Here is a 16325-nt window from a genome sequence, read left to right as displayed (position 1 = left end):
TCCGAGCCCTGGAGGATCCGGACCACATCGCCTTCGGGCGCAAGGACGCGGCCGGCCAGTGGCAGGACGTCACCCAGGCCCGGTTCCGCGACGAGGTGCTCGCGCTGGCCAAGGGGCTGCTCGCCGAGGGCGTCCGGTTCGGCGACCGCGTCGCGATCATGTCCCGCACGCGCTACGAGTGGACCCTGTTCGACTTCGCGCTGTGGACCATCGGCGCCCAGGTCGTCCCGGTGTACCCCACCTCGTCCGCCGAGCAGGTCTTCTGGATGATGTACGACGCCCAGGTGACCGCCGCGATCGTGGAGCACGAGGACCACGCGATGACGATGGCGACCGTCATCGACCGGCTCCCGCACCTGCGCCGGCTGTGGCAGCTGGACGGCGGCGCGGTCGGCCAGGTCACCGCCGCCGGCGCGCACGTCGACGACGAGACGGTGCAGCGCCACCGCCGCGCGGTGACCCCGGAGTCCGTGGCGACGGTCATCTACACCTCGGGCACGACCGGCCGCCCCAAGGGCTGCGTCATCTCGCACGGCAACTTCATGTTCGAGGCGGACACGGTCATCGAGCGCTGGGAGCCGGTGTTCTCCTCCAAGCGCGACCGCACCCCCTCCACCCTCCTCTTCCTGCCGCTCGCGCACGTCTTCGGGCGCATGGTGGAGGTCGCCGCGGTGCGCGGCGGCGTGAAGATGGGCCACCAGCCGGCGCTGAACGCCTCGGCGCTGCTGCCCGACCTCCAGGCGTTCCGCCCGACGTTCATCCTAGCCGTCCCGTACATCTTCGAGAAGGTGTACAACGCCGCCCGCCGCAAGGCCGAGAAGGAGGGCCGCGCGGGAGCGTTCGACAAGGCCGTGGACTGCGCCGTGAAGTACGCGGACGCGCAGGAGGCGAAGGCCTTCGGCACCGGTCCCGGGCCGTCGGCCTCCCTGCGCATGCAGCACTCGGTGTTCGACAAGCTCGTCTACTCCAAGGTGCGCGAGGCGATGGGCGGCCGGGTGCGCCAGGCCATGTCCGGCGGCTCCGGCATGGACCGCAGACTGGGCCTGTTCTTCGCCGGCGCCGGCGTCGCGGTCTACGAGGGGTACGGACTGACCGAGTCGACGGCCGCCGCGACCGCGAACCCGCCGGAGCAGACCCGCTACGGCACGGTCGGCAAGGCCATCCCCGGCACCACGGTGCACATCGCGGACGACGGCGAGATCTGGCTGCACGGCGGCAACGTCTTCCAGGGCTACCTCAACGACCCCAAGGCCACCGACGCCACCCTGCACGACGGCTGGCTCGCGACCGGAGACCTCGGCGCGCTCGACGAGGACGGCTATCTGACGATCACCGGCCGCAAGAAGGAGATCCTCGTGACCTCCGGCGGCAAGAGCGTCTCGCCGCAGCAGCTGGAGGAGCGGGTGCGCGACCACCCGCTGGTCGCGCAGTGCATCGTCGTCGGCAACGACCGCCCCTACATCTCGGCGCTCGTCACCCTCGACTCCGAGGCCATCGAGCACTGGCTCGGCATGCGTGGCAAGCAGCTGATGTCCCCGGCGGACCTGGTGCGCGACCCGGATCTGGAGATGGAGGTGCGGCGCGCCGTCGTCGCCGCCAACACCCTCGTCTCCCAGGCCGAGTCGATCCGCACCTTCCGGATCCTCGCCCACCAGTTCACCGAGGAGCACGGGCTGCTCACGCCGTCCCTCAAGCTGAAGCGGAAGGCGATCGAGACCGTGTACGCGGCCGAGGTGGAGGCCCTCTACCACGCGTGATCCGCGGACAGGGCTCACCGACCCCGCCCTCCGGTTCACGTACGTGACTGGCATCCTGGTGACGGGAGACGCCGGGCAGGCGTCTCGCCAGGAATGCGCGCCCGCCCCTGATCGTTGACCATGGGAGGACGGGCGCAGGTTCCGTGCGCCCCGATGACCAGACGACCTAAGGACCGACACCTCGTGAGCAAGGTTCCCCCGATCATCCTGAACAACGGCGTCGAGATGCCCCAGCTCGGCTTCGGCGTGTGGCAGGTGCCGGACGACGAGGCCGAGAAGGCGGTCGCGACGGCCCTGGAGGCCGGGTACCGCAGCATCGACACCGCCGCGGTCTACGGCAACGAGGAGGGCACCGGCCGCGCGATCGCCGCGTCGGGCGTGCCCCGCGAGGACCTCTTCGTCACGACCAAGCTCTGGAACGCCGACCAGGGCCACGACGCGACGCTCCGCGCGTTCGACACGTCGCTGGCGAAGCTCGGCCTCGACCACGTGGACCTGTACCTGATCCACTGGCCGCTGCCGTCCAGGGACACGTACGTGGACACGTACAAGGCGATGGAGAAGATCTACGCGGACGGGCGCGCCCGCGCCATCGGCGTCTCCAACTTCCTGCCCGAGCACCTCGACCGGCTGACCGCCGAGACCGACGTGATCCCCGCGGTGAACCAGATCGAGCTGCACCCGCACCTCCAGCAGCGCGCCGCGCGCGAGCGCCATGCCGAGCTGGGCATCGCGACCGAGGCCTGGTCGCCGCTCGGCCAGGGCAAGGGGCTGCTCGAGGTGCCGGCGATCATCGCCATCGCGCAGAAGCACGGCCGCACGCCCGCCCAGGTCGTGCTCCGCTGGCACGTCCAGACGGGCCACGTGGCGATCCCCAAGTCCGTGACGCCGTCGCGGATCGTGGAGAACCTCGACGCGTTCGGCTTCGAGCTCGACGAGGAGGACCTGGGCGCGATCCGCGCGCTCAACGAGGACCGGCGCCTCGGCCCGGACCCGGCCACCTTCGACGTGGTCTGAGCGGGTTCCGCACACAGCAGTCATGCGGGCACACGCTTGACTTCGGGTGCGCTCCAACACGTTGACTCCCCGTCAGTACCCGGTCGCGCCAGGCGGCCGGGACCGGCGAGCCACACCCAGGGGGCACCCATGACAGGCATGACGTACCGCACGATCGGCACCGACCCGGCGACCCGGCGCGAGGTGAGCGTGCTCAGCCTCGGCGCCATGCTGTTCGGCACCCTCACCGACGAGCGCACGGCGTTCGCGATCCTCGACCGGTACGTGGAGGCGGGCGGCAGCTTCGTCGACACGTCGGACAACTACGCCTTCTGGCAGACGGGCAGCGTCGGCGGCGAGAGCGAGACGGTCCTGGGCAACTGGCGGCGCAGCCGCGGCATCCGGGACGAGGTCGTGATCGCGACGAAGCTCGGGGCGGCCCCGCTGGCGCCGGGCACGGGCTACGTCGACAACGCCGAGGGGCTGTCGGCCGCCGCGATCCGCACCGCCGTGGCCGGCAGCACGAAGCGGCTCGGGACGGAGCGGCTCGACGTGCTGTACGCCCACATCCCGGACCCGGCGGTCGAACCGGCCGAGACCGTGCGGGAGTTCGGGGCGCTGGTCCGGGAGGGCACGGTCGGCCTGCTCGGCGTCTCCAACCACTGGGCGTGGCAGGTGGAGCGGGCCCGGGCCACCGCCCGCGCCGAGGGACTGCCCGGCTACGAGCTGCTCCAGTACCAGCACAGCTATCTGCGCCACCGCACCGACCTGCCCGGGCAGTTGTCCCCGGACGGGGAGCCCGGCACCGCCGACGGGAACCTGCTCAGCATGGTGCGGGCCGAGCCGGACCTGACGCTGGTCGCCTACTCGCCGCTCCTGTCGGGCGGCTACGTGCGTGCGGACAAGCCGCTGGGTCCCGGCCACGACCACGGCAGCCGTGCCGCCCGGCTCGCGGCGCTGCGCGCGGTGGCGAAGGAGACGGGAGCGACCGTGAACCAGGTCGTGCTCGCCTGGATGATCGGCGCGGACGTCCCGGCGATCCCGCTGGTCGGCGCCTCGTCCGTGGCCCAGATCGACGAGAGCCTCGCGGCGGTCGAGCTGGCCCTGACACCGGACCAGCGGGCCCGGCTCGCCGCCGCCTGACGGACCCCGGGCCGGGGGCCGGGCGGGGCTCAGCCGGCCTGGTGCCCGGGGGCCAGCTCCTCCACTCTGCGGGCCAGCGCGAAGTCCTTCTCGGTGACGGCGCCGCCCGCGTCGTGCGAGTGCACGGCGAGGGTCACCGTGTTGTAGCCGAGGGTGAGGTCGGAGTGGTGGTTCAGCTCCTCCTGGGTCTGGGCGATGTGCACGACCAGGGCGGTCGCCGCGAAGTGCGAGCTCAGACGGTAGGTACGGGTGATCCGGTCGCCGTCGAGCGACCAGCCGGGCAGCCCGGCCAGACGCTCCTCGATCTCCTGCGGCGAGAGCGGTGTGGTAGCCATGCCTCCAGCCTGCCACCGCCGCCGGGATACGGTCGTGTCATGACGACTGCGGCGCGCAAGAACCCGTCCGAGGTGGGCCGTCTGCTGCGGAGCTGGCGGGAACAGCGCCGGGTGAGCCAGCTGGAGCTCGCCCTGCGCGCGGACTCGTCGGCCCGGCACATCAGCTTCGTCGAGACGGGCCGCTCGCGCCCCAGCGAGGAGCTGATCCTGCGGCTCGCCGAACACCTCGACGTCCCGGTGCGCGACCGCAACGCGCTGCTCCTGGCCGCCGGCTACGCCCCGCGCTTCTCCGAGACACCGCTCGACGACCCGTCGATGGGGGCGCTGCGGGAGGGGCTCGAGCGACTGCTGAGGGGCTACGAGCCCTACCCCGCGTTCATCGTCGACGCGACGTACAACGTGGTGGCGGCCAACAACGGCATGGCCCTGCTGATGGACTCCCTGCCCGAGCACCTGCTGGCCGCGCAGCCGCTCAACGCGATGCGGCTGACCCTGCACCCCGAGGGTCTCGCCCCGCGCATCCGCAATCTGCGCGAGTGGCGCGGGCACCTGCTCGCCCAGATGGAGCGGCAGATCGCGCTGTCCCGCTCGGACGCACTGCGGGAGCTGTACGAGGAGGTGGCGGCGTACCCGGTGCGTGCGCAGGACGCGGGCCGGGAGCCGCAGGAGCCGGTGCCGTACTTCGCGCTGCCGATGGTGATCGAGCACGAGGGGCACGTGCTGTCGTTCGTGGCGTCGATCTCGACGTTCAACACCCCGATGGACGTGACGGTCGCCGAGCTGGCGATCGAGACCCTGCTCCCGGCCGACCCGGCGACGGTGAAGTACCTCCGGTCGGCCGCGGGCTGAGCACGGCCGGCGCCCCGGTGAGCGCCCGCTGACCCGTACGGCCCCGGCCCGGTCGTGGCCCGCCGCCGCCCCCCTTAGCGTCCGAAGGACGGATGACTAGGGAGCACACGGTGACTGACACGACGGGCATCCCCACCGAGCCGGACGCCGCGCTGCTGCGCGCCGGCCGGTTCTTCCGCCGCGGCAAGGCGGCCCCGGACCTGCACAGCGTGCAGCTCAAGGGCGGCCGTGACGGGGACGTCTTCTACCGGGACCGCTGGAGTCACGACAAGGTCGTGAACTCGACCCACGGCGTGAACTGCACCGGCTCGTGCCGGTGGAAGGTGTACGTCAAGGACGGCATCATCACGTGGGAGACGCAGCAGACGGACTATCCGAGCGTGGGCCCGGACCGGCCGGAGTACGAGCCGCGGGGCTGTCCGCGCGGCGCCGCGTTCTCCTGGTACACGTACTCGCCGACGCGGGTGCGCTACCCCTACATCCGGGGCGTGCTCCTGGAGATGTACCGGGAGGCGAAGGCGCGGCTGAGGGACCCGGTGCTCGCGTGGGCCGACCTCCAGGCCGATCCGGAGCGCCGGCGCAGGTACCAGCTGGCCCGCGGCAAGGGCGGGCTGGTGCGGGCCACGTGGGACGAGGCCGTGGAGATCGTGGCCGCGGCGCATGTGCACACCATCAAGACGTACGGCCCGGACCGGGTGGCGGGCTTCTCGCCGATCCCCGCGATGTCGATGGTGTCGCACGCGGCGGGCGCCCGCTTCATGTCGCTGATCGGCGCCCCGATGCTGTCGTTCTACGACTGGTACGCGGACCTGCCGGTGGCCTCCCCGCAGGTGTTCGGCGACCAGACGGACGTGCCGGAGTCGGGCGACTGGTGGGACGCCGCGTACCTGATGATGTGGGGCTCGAACGTCCCGGTGACCCGGACGCCGGACGCGCACTGGATGGCCGAGGCCCGCTACCGCGGCCAGAAGGTCGTCGTGGTCGCGCCCGACTACGCGGACAACGCCAAGTTCGCCGACGAGTGGCTGCACCCGCACCCCGGCACGGACGGCGCGCTGGCGCTCGCGATGGGGCACGTGATCCTCAGGGAGTTCTTCGTCGACCGGGAGACCCCGTTCTTCTCGGACTACGTCAAGAAATTCACCGACCTGCCCTTCCTGGTGACGCTGGAGGAGCGGGACGGCGCGTACGTCCCGTCGAAGTTCCTGCGCGCGACCGATCTGGGGCAGGGCGGCGAGGGCGCCGAGTGGAAGACGGCGGTGCTCGACGAGGCGACGGGACGGCCCGCCGTGCCGAACGGTTCGCTCGGCTTTCGCTGGACCGAGTCCGGCAAGGGCAAGTGGAACCTCGAACTGGGCAACATCAGCCCGCAGTTGAGCCTGCACGGCACGGACGTCGCGACCGGCGTCGAGGTGCTGCTCCCGCGCTTCGACACCGACGGCGGCGAGCACGGCCAGGGCGCCGGGGACACCGTCCGGCGCGGGGTGCCCGCGACCCGGCTCGGCGGCGCGGGCGGCCCGCTGGTCACGACGGTCTTCGACCTGCTGCTCGCCCAGTACGGCGTGGGCCGCGACGGTCTGCCCGGGCAGTGGCCGTCCTCGTACGAGGACGGGGACGCGCCCGGCACACCCGGCTGGCAGGAGGCACTGACCTCGGTGCCCGCCGAGAAGTGCGTGAAGATCGCGCGGGAGTTCGCGCGCACGGCCGAGAAGTCGCGCGGGCGCTGCATGATCCTCATGGGGGCCGGCACCAACCACTGGTTCCACTCGGAGACCATCTACCGGGGCTTCCTGTCGCTGCTCCAGCTGACCGGCTGCCAGGGCAGGAACGGCGGCGGCTGGGCGCACTACGTCGGCCAGGAGAAGTGCCGCCCGGTGACCGGCTGGGCGTCCCTGGCCTCCGCGAACGACTGGTCGCGGCCGCCGCGGCAGATGATCGGGGCCGCGTACTGGTTCCTCAACGCGGACCAGTGGCGCTACGACCGGTTCGGGGCCGACGTGCTGGCCTCGCCGCTCGGCAAGGGTGCCTTCGAGGGCATGACGGGCGCGGACTGCCTGGCCCTGTCGGCCCGGTCCGGCTGGATGCCCTCGTACCCGACGTTCGACCGCAACCCGCTGGAGCTCGGCGAGCAGGAGGTCGCCGACACGGTGTCCGAACTGAAGGCGGGCACCCTCAGGTTCGCCTGCGAGGACCCGGACGCGCCCGAGAACTGGCCGCGCGTGCTGACCCTGTGGCGGGCGAACCTCCTGGGCTCGTCGGCCAAAGGCGCCGAGTACTTCACGAAGCACCTGCTGGGCACGCAGTCCTCGCTGCGCGCCGAGGAGGCCGCGCCCGACGAGCGGCCCTCGACGGTGACCTGGCGGGACGAGGCCCCCGAAGGCAAGCTCGACCTGCTGCTCTCCCTCGACTTCCGGCAGACGTCCTCGACGCTGCTGTCCGACGTCGTGCTGCCCGCCGCGACCTGGTACGAGAAGCACGACCTGTCGTCGACGGACATGCACCCCTACGTCCACTCGTTCACCCCGGCCGTGGACCCGCCGTGGCAGGCCCGCACCGACTTCGACACCTTCAAGGCGCTCGCGGAGAAGCTGAGCACGCTGGCCGCCGGGCACCTGGACGTGCGCAAAGACCTCGTGGCGGCGCCGCTCCAGCACGACACCCCGGGGGAGATCGCGCAGCCGGGCGGCGTCGTCCTTGACTGGCGCAAGGGCGAGTGCGAACCGGTCCCCGGGAAGACGCTGCCGAACCTCGTGGTCGTCGAGCGGGACTACACGGCGATCGGCGCGAAGTTCGCCGCGCTCGGCCCGCTGGTGGAGGACCTGGGCCTGCCCGCCAAGGGCATCGCGCTCCGCCCCGACCAGGAGGTCGACGAACTGCGCGAGCGCAACGGCACGGTGCGCGGCGGCCCCGCCGACGGCCGCCCCGCGCTCGACACGGCGGTCAAGGCGGCGAACACCATCCTCGCGCTGTCCGGCACCACGAACGGCCGGCTCGCCACCCAGGGCTTCCACACCCTGGAGGCCCGCACCGGCCAGGAGATGGCGCACCTGGCGGCCGAGCACGAGGGCAAACGCATCACGTACGCGGACACGCAGGCCGCGCCCGTGCCGGTGATCACCTCGCCGGAGTGGTCGGGCAGCGAGTCGGGCGGCCGCCGGTACACGGCGTTCACGCTCAACACCGAGCACCTCAAGCCCTGGCACACACTCACCGGCCGTCAGCAGTTCTTCCTCGACCACGACTGGATGCACGAACTGGGCGAGGCGCTGCCGGTGTACCGGCCACCGCTGGACATGAACCGGCTGTTCGGCGAGCCACGCCTCGGCCCGGACGGCGAGAAGGAGGTGACCGTCCGCTACCTCACCCCGCACAACAAGTGGTCGATCCACTCCGAGTACCAGGACAACCTGTTCATGCTGGCGCTCTCGCGCGGCGGCCAGTCCATCTGGATGGCGCCCCAGGACGCGGACGCGATCGGCGTGAAGGACAACGACTGGATCGAGGCGGTCAACCGCAACGGAGTGGTCGTGGCGCGCGCGATCGTCTCGCACCGCATGCCGGCCGGCACGGTCTTCATGCACCACGCGCAGGAGCGCACGGTGAACGTCCCGAAGGCGGAGACCACCGGCCGGCGCGGCGGCATCCACAACTCGCTGACCCGCCTGATCCTCAAGCCGTCCCATCTCATCGGCGGATACGCCCAGCTGTCGTGGGCGTTCAACTACCTCGGCCCGACGGGCAACCAGCGCGACGAGGTCACAGTCATCCGGCGCCGCAGCCAGAAGGTGGAGTACTGAACTGATGCCCCGTGACGAAGGCACGATCGGACGCTGCATGGCGCAGATCGCCATGGTGATGAACCTCGACAAGTGCATCGGCTGCCACACCTGCTCGGTCACCTGCAAGCAGGCGTGGACCAACCGCAACGGCATGGAGTACGTCTGGTTCAACAACGTCGAGACCCGTCCGGGCCAGGGCTATCCGCGCCGCTACGAGGACCAGGACAAGTGGCGCGGCGGCTGGGAGCTCAACAAGAAGGGCGCCCTCAAGCTCAAGGGCGGCGGCCGCTTCCGCAAGCTCGCCGGCATCTTCTCCAACCCCAGGCTGCCCGAGATCAAGGACTACTACGAGCCCTGGACGTACGACTACAAGAACCTGACCGACGCCCCGCTCGGCGACGACTATCCGGTGGCGCGGCCGCTGTCGCAGATCACCGGCAAGCCGATGAAGATCGAGTGGTCCTCGAACTGGGACGACAACCTGGGCGGCGCCCCGCAGTACGGCGACCTCGACCCGATGGTGCAGAAGACCCGTCAGCAGGCGGCGGACAAGGTCAAGTTCGCGTTCGAGCAGACCTTCATGTTCTATCTGCCGCGCATCTGCGAGCACTGCCTGAACCCGTCCTGCGTCGCGTCCTGCCCCTCCGGCGCCATGTACAAGCGCGCGGAGGACGGCATCGTCCTCGTCGACCAGGACCACTGCCGCGGCTGGCGGATGTGCGTGACGGGCTGCCCGTACAAGAAGGTGTACTTCAACCACCGCACCGGCAAGGCCGAAAAGTGCACGATGTGCTACCCGCGCGTCGAGGTGGGCCTGCCGACGGTCTGCTCGGAGACCTGCGTGGGGCGCCTGCGCTACCTCGGTGTGATCCTCTACGACGCCGACAAGGTGACCGAGGCCGCGCAGACCCAGGACGAACAGGGCCTGTACGAAGCACAGTTGGACGTCTTCCTCGATCCGGAGGACCCCCGCGTGCAGCGGGCCGCCGAGGAGGCGGGCATCCCCTTCGACTGGGTGGAGGCGGCGCGCCGCTCCCCCGTGCACGCGCTGATCAGCAAGTACAAGGTGGCGCTCCCGCTGCACCCGGAGTACCGCACGATGCCGATGGTCTGGTACATCCCGCCGCTGTCGCCGGTCGTGGACGCGCTCACCGAGACCGGGCACGACGGCGAGGACCACGCCAACCTGTTCGGGGCGATCGACACGCTGCGCATCCCGCTGGAGTACCTGGCGGAGATCTTCACGGCCGGAGACGTGGCGCCGGTGCGGGCCTCGCTGGAGAAGCTGGCCGCGATGCGCTCCCACATGCGGGCGATCAACCTGGGCGACCGGCCGGAGGCCTCGATCGCCGACTCGGTCGGCATGTCGGCCGTCGAGATCGAGGAGATGTACCGGCTGCTGGCGATCGCCAAGTACGAGGACCGGTACGTGATCCCGACGGCGGCGGTGGGCGACGCGCAGCGTCTCGAGGAGTCGGCGCTGCCCGACTCCTGCTCGCTCGACTACGAGGACGGGCCCGGGATGGGCGGCGAGGGCCCCTTCGGCGGCGACTCCGGCACCACCACGACCGGCGGCCGCAAGCTGCTGCCCGTCGTGTCCGTGGAGAGCTTCCACCTGACCAAACGCCGCCAGACCGCCGACAAGGAGGAGGAGACCCCGTGACGGACCGTACCGGGCTGCTGTACCAGGCGGCCGCGCTCTGCCTCACGTACCCCGACGAGGAGCTGTACGGGCGGCTGCCGCTGGTGCGGGCCGCGGCGCCCGCGCTCGCCCCGTTCGTGGACCACGCCGAGGCGACGCCGCCGCAGGAGCTGGCGGCCCACTACGTGCGGGTCTTCGACTTCAAGAACCGGCACAGCCTGTACCTGACCTGGTGGCGGGACGGGGACACACGCCGGCGCGGGATGTCCCTCGTGCGCATGAAGGAGATCTACCGGGAGCACGGCATGGAGTTCACCGGCGAGGAGCTGCCGGACTTCCTGCCGGCGGTCCTGGAGTTCTCCGCGCAGGCCGGGCCCTTCCTCCTCGAGGACCACCGCAGCGGGCTCGAGCTGCTGCGGATCGCGCTGAGCGAGCACGGCACCCCGTACGCGGCCGTCCTGGACGCCGTGTGCGCGACGCTGCCGGGCCCCTCCCCCAAGGACCGCGCCGAGGCGCTGGCGCTGGCCCGGTCGGGACCGCCCCGCGAGGACGTCGGCCTCGAACCCTTCGGCTTCCGCCCCGAACTCGGCGAACTGCCGCTGCTGGTGAAGGAGCACGCCCCGTGACCACCCTGATCTGGGGCGTCCTGCCCTACGTGGCCTTCGTGCTGCTCGTCGCGGGCACGATCTGGCGCTACCGCTACGACAAGTTCGGCTGGACGACGCGCTCCTCACAGGTCTACGAGTCGAAGCTGCTCAACATCGCCTCACCGGTCTTCCACTACGGCATCCTGTTCGTCCTGGTCGGCCATCTCGTCGGCCTGTTCATCCCGATGTCGTGGACGGACAAGGTGGGCGTCAGCGAGCACACGTACCACATGTTCTCGCTGATCGGCGGCACGTTCGCGGGCGTGCTCGCGGTGTGCGGGATCTTCCTGCTCGTGTACCGGCGGCGCACGAAGGCCCCGGTCTTCAAGGCGACGACCCGCAACGACAAGCTGATGTACGTGTTCCTGCTCGGCGCGCTCGTGCTGGGCATGGTCGCCAAGCTCATGCACTCCACGGGCGACGGCTACAACTACCGCGAGACGATCGGCCCGTGGGCCCGCAGCCTGTTCACCCTGAGCCCGGACACGTACCGGATGGAGGGGGTGCCGGTGCTCTACCAGATCCACGCGGTGGTGGGCATGCTCCTCATCGCACTGGTACCGTTCACCCGGCTCGTGCATATGTTCAGCGCGCCGGTGCAGTACCTGTTCCGACCGTACGTGGTCTACCGCAGCCGCGATCCGCGGCGGCTCGCCGCGCGGCCGGAGCGTCGGGGGTGGGAGCGCACCGGGTCGTAGCCGCTGTCCGTCGTCGGCCGGCACGTGGGGAGACGTGACGTGAGTGAACGACGGCCCGCCCCCACCGTGGGCCAGGTCGTCCTGGGCAGACGCCTGCAGGACCTGCGGGAGGCCAAGGGCCTCAAGCGGGACGAGGCGGCCCGCGCACTGCGGGTGACCGGGGCGACGATCCGCCGCATGGAGACGGCCGAGGTGGCCCTCAAGATCCCGTACGTGCAGATGCTCCTGGAGCTGTACGGGATCGGCGAGGCCGAGATCGAGGCGTTCGTGGCGCTGGCCGAGGAGGCCAACCTGCCCGGCTGGTGGCAGCGGTACCACGACGTGCTGCCCGAGTGGTTCAGCCTCTACGTGAGCCTGGAGGGCGCCGCCGAGCTGATCCGCTCCTACGAACCGCACTTCGTGCCGGGGCTGCTGCAGACCGAGGCGTACGCGCGCGCCGTGTTCGACGCGGGCACCGTGGGGCGCTCGCGGCCCGAGGAGATCGAGCGGCACGTGTCGCTGCGCATGGCGCGCCAGTCGCTGCTCGAGCGGGAGGACGCGCCGCACCTGTGGGTCGTCATGGACGAGACGGTGCTGCGGCGACCGCCGGGCGGACCCGCGGTGCTGCGCGGCCAGCTCGACCGGCTGATCGAGGTGGCGCGGCTGCCCCATGTGACGCTGCAGCTGGCCGAGTTCGCGACGGGGCCGCACCCCGCGACGTTCGGTCCGTTCAGCCTGTTCCGGTTCCCGGTGCGGGAGTTGCCCGACATGGTCTTCAGCGAGTACGTCACGGGCGCCCTCTACCTGGACTCGCGGGACGAGGTCAGCACCCATCTGGAAGTCCTCGACCACCTGGTGGCGCAGGCCGCGGGCACCGAGCGCACGGTGGAGCTGCTGCGCAAGTTCCGCGCGGACCTGGACTGAGCCGTGCCGCGGGCACACCCGCGGCACGGAGCACGGCGGACGGCTCGCCCGTGTCAGGAGAGCTTGGCCGACAGGGTGATGGTCGTGCCGCTCAGCGCCTGGCTGACCGGGCAGTTCTTCTTCGCGTCCTCGGCGGCCGCCTGGAAGGCCTGCTCGTCGAGGCCCGGCACCTCGCCCTCGACGGTGAGGTGGATGCCCTTGATGCCCTCGCCGGGCTGGAACGTGACGTCGGCCGAGGTGACCAGCTTGGTGGGCGGGGTGCCGGCGCCGGCCAGGCCGTGCGAGAGCGCCATGGAGAAGCAGGACGAGTGCGCGGCGGCGATCAGCTCCTCGGGGCTGGTCTTCCCGTTCGCCTGCTCGGCGCGGGAGGGCCAGGACACCGGCTGCTGGCCGATGCCGGAGGAGTCGAAGGTGACGGTGCCGCTGCCCTCGAGCAGGTTGCCTTCCCACACGGTGTGGGCGGAGCGCGTGGTAGCCACGATGGGTCCTTTCCGTTTCCGGGAGGTATGCGAGTCCATCCGACCACATCCCCGCTCGTCGCACCCGCAGGACCTGCCCGCGCCAGCCGTCCGGGGCGCTACGCCCGGGACGCGCCGCGTGTCCTGCGGGCCGCCATGCACGCGTAGACGAGGACGCCGGCGAAGAGGAACAGCACGCCCTGGTAGACAGCCGCGTACCCGGCGCCGCCGACCAGCCACATCGAGAACCCGAACGCGGCGACGGCGAGCACGAGGTCCCGGGCGAGCCGGGCGGGCCGCACGCGGTCACCCCGGCCGGACAGCAGGAAGTAGATCTGCGCGGCCGTGGCCAGCAGATAGGGGACGGTGGCGGTGAACGTGGTCACGAGGACCAGGGTCTCGAAGACGCCCGCCGAGCCCACCGTGTAGTTGTAGACGGTCAGCAGCGACGCGAGGCCGACGGCGACGACGACACCGAAGGTGGGGATGCCGCGGCTGCGCCGGGCGAACGCGGCGGGGAACAGGCCGTCCTTCGCGGCGGCGTACGGGGTCTGGGCGCTGAGCAGGGTCCAGCCGTTGAGCGCGCCGACGATCGAGACGAGGGCGGCGACCGCGACGGCGGTGCCGCCCCAGGTGCCGCCGAACATGGCGTTGACGGCGTCGGAGAGCGGGGCCTTGGAGTCGACGAGCCGGCCGTGCGCGACGGTGCCGAACACGGCGACCGTGCACAGCAGGTAGACGAGGGCCGCGAGGGCGGTGCCGAGGACGGTGGCGCGGCCCACGTTGCGCTGGGGGTTGCGGACCTCGCCGGCACTGACCGAGGCGGACTCGACACCGATGTAGCTGAACAGCAGGATCGCGGCGGACGCGGACACGGCGCCGAGCGTGGACTCACCGCCCGCGCGGAACGGGCCGAGGTTGTCCGCGTCGAAGAAGAACAGGCCGCCGATCGCGACGAGCAGCAGCGGGGCGAACTTCAGCACCGTGGACACGAGCTGGACCGCGCCGAACCAGCGGGTGCCGGCGAGGTTGGACAGGGCGGGCAGCCACTGGCAGGCGAGCGCGGCGAGCAGGGTCCACAGCGTGGAGCCGTGCAGCGGTGTCAGCACGTCGACGTAGCCGACGGCGGCGACGGCCAGCGCCGCGTTGGAGACCCAGGCGGTGATCCAGTAGCTCCACGCGGCGAGGAACCCGGCGAAGTCGCCGAAGGCCTCGCGGGCGTAGACGTAGGGCCCGCCGGTCTTCGGGTGGCGGTGCGCGAGCCGGCCGAAGACGAGGGCGAGCGCGATCGCCCCGACGGTGAGCACGCCGAAGGCGAGCAGGCTGACGGTGCCGTACGGGGCGACGGAGGCGGGGAGCAGGAAGATGCCCCCGCCGATGATGTTCCCCATGACGAGCGCCGTGGCGACGGGGAGGCCGAAGCGGCGGGTGTGCCGGCTCGCGCCGGTGCCGGCTGTCGGCGGGGTCCGGTCGGGCTCCCCCGGTGCGCTCTCCGCCGGGGTCTGAACGGCGGTGCCGGTGTCGTGCATGGGGGTGCCTCTCGGTCGTGCAGGGACCGCCTCGGGATCGCCGGGCGGCGGTCCATGCTCCGGCGGCCGGACACCACCCGCCAAATCAGGCGGATTCCTCCCGCGCCTCGGGGGGCAGCGCCGCAAATGATGCGATGCCGCGGTCGCCGGCCGGGGAATTCTCCACCGGCACCTGCGGTCCGTCGCACTCGCGCAGCCACCGGCGCAGCACCTGGTGCACCTGCTCGGCGCCGACGATCTCGGCGCCGTCCGCGGCCGGCGGCGACAGCTGCGGCGGGGACAGCAGGAAGGGCCGGCCCTGGGCGCCGCCGAGCCCGCCGTGCGAGCCGATCTGCTCCTCGAAGGCGAGCACCTCGCCGTCCAGCGGGTCGTACCAGGAGTTGACCATGATGTCCGCGGTGTGCGGGAAGGAGTGGGTGCGGCGCACCGCGTCGGCGGCCCCGGGCGCGAACCCGGCGAGCGGTCCCTTGCCGTCGGTGAGGTCGGCGAGCGGCACCTCGTCGCCGCGGGCGCCGAGGACGACTCCGCCGTGCTCGGCGCTGCGGACGAGGAGGAACCCGATGCCCGGGTGGTTGGCCAGGGTCGTGAGCAGGGCCGGGTGCCGGGCGTCGAGCTCCTCGCGGGTCATGCGGTGCGGGACGTCGGGGAAGGAGACGAGACCCAGGTTCCCGGAGGCGAGGACGACGGGCTCGCTGCGGCCGCCGCGGCGGGGCGGCTGTTCGGTCCGCTCGACGGGCCGGTGCAGCGCGGCGCGCACCGCGGAGCGGGCCTCGGCGCCACTGTGGGTGCGCCGGGCGCGGCGCGGCACGGGCAGTCCGCAGCCGGCCCTGACCAGCTCCTGGAGGGTCAGTCCGTAGCGGGCGTGGAAGGTCTCGCCGGGGCTCTGGCCGTGGTCGGACAGGACGACGATGCGGTACGGGCGCGGGGCGTGGTCGGCGGCTTTGGCGATCAGGGCGAGGGAGCGGTCGAGCCGCTGGAGGACCTGTTCGGCGTCCCGGCTGAAGGGGCCCGAGTGGTGGGCGACCTCGTCGTAGGCGACGAGGTCGGCGTAGACGGCCGTGCGCCCGGCCAGCAGGTCGCCCATGACGGCGGCGACGACGACGTCCCGCTCGACGACCGTGGCGAAGGCGCGGATGAACGGGTAGAGCCCGCCGCGGCCGATCCGTGGGCGCTGCCGGCGGATCCGGGCCCGGGTGGACTGGCCGATCTCGCGGCCGACCTCGGCGCCGAAGGAGAGGGCGGTGCGGACCGCGTTGGCCGGGTCGGAGAAGTAGGCGAAGTACCCGGCGCGCGAGCGGTTCTGTCTGCCGCGGCGGGCGGCGACGGACAGCACGAGGGCGACCTGCTCGGCGCCGCCGCTGAAGAGGTTGCCGCGGCTGGCGCCGTCGAAGGTGAGCAGCCCGCCGTCCCCGGTGCGCTCGACGGCGCGGCGCTGCAGCTCGGCGGCGCTCGTCGGGCGGTTGGACACCTGGATCTCGCCGGTGTCCTTCTCGTACCAGCGGAAGGCCGGCAGGTCGTAGGTGGAGCCGTGCAGGATGCCGAGCTGGCTGGCGCCGGTCTGGCTCGACCAGTCGGTGCGCCACGGGGTG

At 71.8% G+C, this 16325-nt stretch carries 13 protein-coding genes; 9 read left to right on the top strand and 4 right to left on the bottom strand.

What is annotated here, in order from left to right:
- The first annotated feature begins 8 nt into the window (after window positions 1-8).
- The 3 genes from GTW43_RS18900 to GTW43_RS18890 all read left to right on the top strand — a co-directional run bounded on the left by GTW43_RS18900 (window position 9) and on the right by GTW43_RS18890 (window position 3896).
- The gene (locus GTW43_RS18900) at window positions 9-1757 is read left to right on the top strand and encodes an AMP-dependent synthetase/ligase (protein WP_161303204.1); all 1749 of its coding nucleotides are present in this window, start codon (window positions 9-11) and stop codon (window positions 1755-1757) included.
- A gap of 153 nt (window positions 1758-1910) precedes the next feature.
- Complete coding sequence (locus GTW43_RS18895) at window positions 1911-2774, top strand: aldo/keto reductase (protein WP_161303201.1); 864 nt, start codon at window positions 1911-1913, stop codon at window positions 2772-2774.
- Window positions 2775-2912: 138 nt separating this feature from the next.
- Window positions 2913-3896, top strand: a complete 984-nt coding sequence (locus GTW43_RS18890) for an aldo/keto reductase (protein WP_161303203.1) — start codon at window positions 2913-2915, stop codon at window positions 3894-3896.
- 29 nt (window positions 3897-3925) lie between these two features.
- On the opposite strand, the gene GTW43_RS18885 is transcribed toward GTW43_RS18890, so the two are convergent.
- A complete protein-coding gene (locus GTW43_RS18885) occupies window positions 3926-4231 on the bottom strand; it encodes a 4a-hydroxytetrahydrobiopterin dehydratase (RefSeq protein ID WP_161303200.1) in 306 nt (101 codons plus the stop codon).
- Window positions 4232-4270: 39 nt separating this feature from the next.
- Here GTW43_RS18885 and GTW43_RS18880 point away from each other — a divergent pair, with 39 nt between their 5' ends.
- From GTW43_RS18880 to GTW43_RS18855, 6 genes are all read left to right on the top strand, one after another.
- Entirely contained in the window at window positions 4271-5080 is an 810-nt protein-coding gene (locus GTW43_RS18880; RefSeq protein ID WP_161303199.1) for a helix-turn-helix transcriptional regulator, read from the top strand.
- A gap of 110 nt (window positions 5081-5190) precedes the next feature.
- A complete protein-coding gene (locus tag GTW43_RS18875; RefSeq protein ID WP_161303198.1) occupies window positions 5191-8877 on the top strand; it encodes a nitrate reductase subunit alpha in 3687 nt (1228 codons plus the stop codon).
- 4 nt (window positions 8878-8881) lie between these two features.
- A complete protein-coding gene (gene narH / locus GTW43_RS18870) occupies window positions 8882-10522 on the top strand; it encodes a nitrate reductase subunit beta (RefSeq protein WP_237536686.1) in 1641 nt (546 codons plus the stop codon).
- Complete coding sequence (gene narJ, locus GTW43_RS18865) at window positions 10519-11127, top strand: nitrate reductase molybdenum cofactor assembly chaperone (protein WP_161303197.1); 609 nt, start codon at window positions 10519-10521, stop codon at window positions 11125-11127. The genes narH and narJ overlap by 4 nt, the downstream gene beginning before the upstream one ends.
- Window positions 11124-11846, top strand: a complete 723-nt coding sequence (gene narI, locus GTW43_RS18860; protein WP_161303196.1) for a respiratory nitrate reductase subunit gamma — start codon at window positions 11124-11126, stop codon at window positions 11844-11846. The genes narJ and narI overlap by 4 nt, the downstream gene beginning before the upstream one ends.
- A 39-nt stretch (window positions 11847-11885) precedes the next feature.
- Window positions 11886-12749 (top strand): helix-turn-helix transcriptional regulator, encoded by an 864-nt coding sequence (locus GTW43_RS18855; protein ID WP_161303195.1) that lies wholly within the window; start codon window positions 11886-11888, stop codon window positions 12747-12749.
- A gap of 53 nt (window positions 12750-12802) precedes the next feature.
- Here GTW43_RS18855 and GTW43_RS18850 read toward each other — a convergent pair whose 3' ends face one another.
- From GTW43_RS18850 to GTW43_RS18840, 3 genes are all read right to left on the bottom strand, one after another.
- Window positions 12803-13228: an OsmC family protein gene (locus GTW43_RS18850; RefSeq protein ID WP_161303194.1), complete on the bottom strand. Its 426-nt coding sequence runs from the start codon at window positions 13226-13228 to the stop codon at window positions 12803-12805.
- Window positions 13229-13326: 98 nt separating this feature from the next.
- A complete protein-coding gene (locus tag GTW43_RS18845; RefSeq protein ID WP_161303193.1) occupies window positions 13327-14736 on the bottom strand; it encodes an amino acid permease in 1410 nt (469 codons plus the stop codon).
- An 85-nt stretch (window positions 14737-14821) separates the two neighbouring features.
- A partial coding sequence (locus tag GTW43_RS18840) for an alkaline phosphatase family protein (protein WP_161303192.1) occupies window positions 14822-16325 on the bottom strand: 1504 nt, incomplete at its 5' end.

It is taken from the genome of Streptomyces sp. SID5785 (assembly GCF_009870065.1).
Lineage (GTDB): Bacteria > Actinomycetota > Actinomycetes > Streptomycetales > Streptomycetaceae > Streptomyces.
The sequence above is the reverse complement of the archived record's forward strand: the minus strand, read 5'-3'. Positions and strand labels throughout refer to the sequence as shown.

What these genes read in the sequence shown, in the direction of transcription:
- GTW43_RS18895 (WP_161303201.1), top strand. Translation starts at nt 1,911, where the DNA reads ATGACCAGACGACCTAAGGACCGACACCTCGTGAGCAAGGTTCCCCCG.
- GTW43_RS18890 (WP_161303203.1), top strand. Translation starts at nt 2,913, where the DNA reads ATGACGTACCGCACGATCGGCACCGACCCGGCGACCCGGCGCGAGGTG.
- GTW43_RS18885 (WP_161303200.1), bottom strand. Translation starts at nt 4,231, where the DNA reads ATGGCTACCACACCGCTCTCGCCGCAGGAGATCGAGGAGCGTCTGGCC.
- GTW43_RS18880 (WP_161303199.1), top strand. Translation starts at nt 4,271, where the DNA reads ATGACGACTGCGGCGCGCAAGAACCCGTCCGAGGTGGGCCGTCTGCTG.
- narH (WP_237536686.1), top strand. Translation starts at nt 8,882, where the DNA reads ATGCCCCGTGACGAAGGCACGATCGGACGCTGCATGGCGCAGATCGCC.
- GTW43_RS18845 (WP_161303193.1), bottom strand. Translation starts at nt 14,736, where the DNA reads ATGCACGACACCGGCACCGCCGTTCAGACCCCGGCGGAGAGCGCACCG.